The following is a 2,111-nucleotide window of genomic DNA, read 5'->3' as shown; positions in this document are numbered from 1 at the left end:
TGCCTTCACGGCCGGAACGTCAGACATGGGTCTCCTTGGGAGTGAAACGATTCAAGAAAGCTAAGCGCGCTGGTCGGTGCGCGTCAAGAAGCGGTACGCACCCGATCCCGCGGCGTACACCGCGCAGCCGTCGGCCAGCCGCAGGAACCGGGCGCCCCGCTGGATCACGTCGGTTTCGCGGCGCGCGGGCACCCAGATCTCGGCGGTGGTGTTGACCGGTACCGAGACGGAGAGGGTGAATTCCCCGTTTCGCTGCGACCAGCGGGTGGTGATCGGCCCGTAGAGGGAGTCGTGGCGGCCCTCGGCGAAGCGCACCTCGCCGCCGGGGCGGGGCCGGATCAGGATCCGGCGGAAGCCGGGGGCGGCGGGGGTGATGCCGGTGATGTTCTGGTACATCCACTCGCCGACCGAGCCGTAGGCGTAGTGGTTGAAGGAGTTCATCCCGACGTCCTGGAAGCCGCCGTCCGGCTTGATGGAGTCCCAGCGTTCCCACATCGTGGTCGCGCCCCGGTCGATCTGGTAGCCCCAGGAGGGGAAGGTGCGCTGCTGGAGGAGGCGGTGGGCCAGGTCGGTGTGGCCGGTCGCGGTGAGCGTCGGGAGCAGCCGCGGGGTGCCGAGGAAGCCGGTGGACAGGTGTCCGTCGCGGGCCTCGATCAGGGCGACGAGGCGGTCGGCCGCCGGGCGGCGCAGGGTGTCGGGCAGCAGGTCCATGGAGAGGGCCAGGACGTACGCGGTCTGGGTGTCGCCCTTGATCCGGCCCTCGGTGGAGACGTACGCCCTGGTGAAGGCCGCCTTGATGCGGGCCAGCAGGTCCTCGTACGGGGCCGGGTCCTCGCGGAGGACGTGTGCGGTGCGGGCGACGAGGTCGGTGGCGTGGGCGAAGTAGGCGGTGCCGATGACGTCCTTGGGGGTCTCGGCGTCCACGTTGAGCCAGTCGCCGTAGCCCTCGGCGGGGCGCAGCAGGCCCGAGCTGTGCTTCTCCAGGTACGCGATCCAGTCGCGCATGGCGGGCCAGTTCTCGCGCAGCACCCGGGTGTCGCCGTACGCCTGGTACAGGTTCCAGGGGACGGTCACCCCGGCGTCGCCCCAGCCCGCGGTGCCGCTGCCGAGGCCGCTGACGACCGGGGCCACATCGGGGAAGGCGCCGTCCGCGCCCTGTCCGTCGCGCAGGTCCTGGAGCCACTTGGTGAGGAAGCGGGCCGACTCCATGGTGTACGCGGCCGTGCCGGAGAAGACGTTGATGTCCCCGGTCCAGCCGAGCCGTTCGTCGCGGGCCGGGGTGTCGGTGGGGACGGAGAGGAAGTTGCCGCGCTGGCCCCAGGTGATGTTGGAGTGCAGTTGGTCGAGCATCGGCACGTCGGTGCGGAAGGACATGGTGAACGGGGCGGCGGTGTGCATGACCCGGCCGGTCACCGCGTCGAGCGGCGGTGTGCCGGGGTAGCCGGTGACCTCGACGTAGCGGAAGCCGTGGAAGGTGAAGCGAGGCTCGTAGGTCTCGGTGCCGCCGCCCTTGAGGGTGTACGTGTCGACGGGGTGGGCGGTGCGCAGATTGGCGGTGTACGCGGTGCCGTCGGGGTTCAGTACTTCTGCGTGGCGGATCCGGATCGTGTGGCCGGCCGGTCCCGAGACGGTGAGGCGGACGCTGCCGACCATGTTCTGGCCGAGGTCGAAGAGGTGGACGCCGGGGGCGGGTTCGGTGCGTTTGACGGGGGTCAGCTCGCGTTCCACCCGGGTCGGCGCGTCGACCTGCGCCACCACCTCGGTGGTGATGTCCGCGGCGGTGGTGGCGGGCCGCCATCCGCTGTCGTCGAAGCCCGGTGACGTCCAGCCCGGGGTCTCGTTGCGGGCGTCGTACGTCTCGCCCATCAGCAGGTCGGCGGTCACCAGCGGGCCGGTGGCGGCGCGCCACTCGGGGTCGGTGGTGACGCGCTCGGTGCTGCCGTCGGTGTACGTGACCTCCAGCTGGGCGAGCAGCGCGGGGCGGGTGCCGTACTGGTGCTGGCCGAGCCAGGCGACGTTTCCGGCGTACCAGCCGGGGGCGAGGGTCACGCCGATGGCGTTGGTGCCGCGCCGCAGCGCGTCGGTGACGTCGTACGTCTGGTATTGCACGC

General features: G+C 71.2%; 1 protein-coding gene. It reads right to left on the bottom strand.

Going from position 1 to position 2,111, the window contains the following annotated elements:
- Window positions 1-60: 60 nt before the first annotated feature.
- On the bottom strand, window positions 61-2,111 hold a 2,051-nt coding region (locus tag SSOG_RS06995), incomplete at its 5' end, for a family 78 glycoside hydrolase catalytic domain (RefSeq protein WP_039936777.1).

The sequence above is a fragment of the Streptomyces himastatinicus ATCC 53653 genome (genome assembly GCF_000158915.1).
Taxonomy (GTDB): domain Bacteria; phylum Actinomycetota; class Actinomycetes; order Streptomycetales; family Streptomycetaceae; genus Streptomyces; species Streptomyces himastatinicus.
The sequence above is the reverse complement of the archived record's forward strand: the minus strand, read 5'-3'. Positions and strand labels throughout refer to the sequence as shown.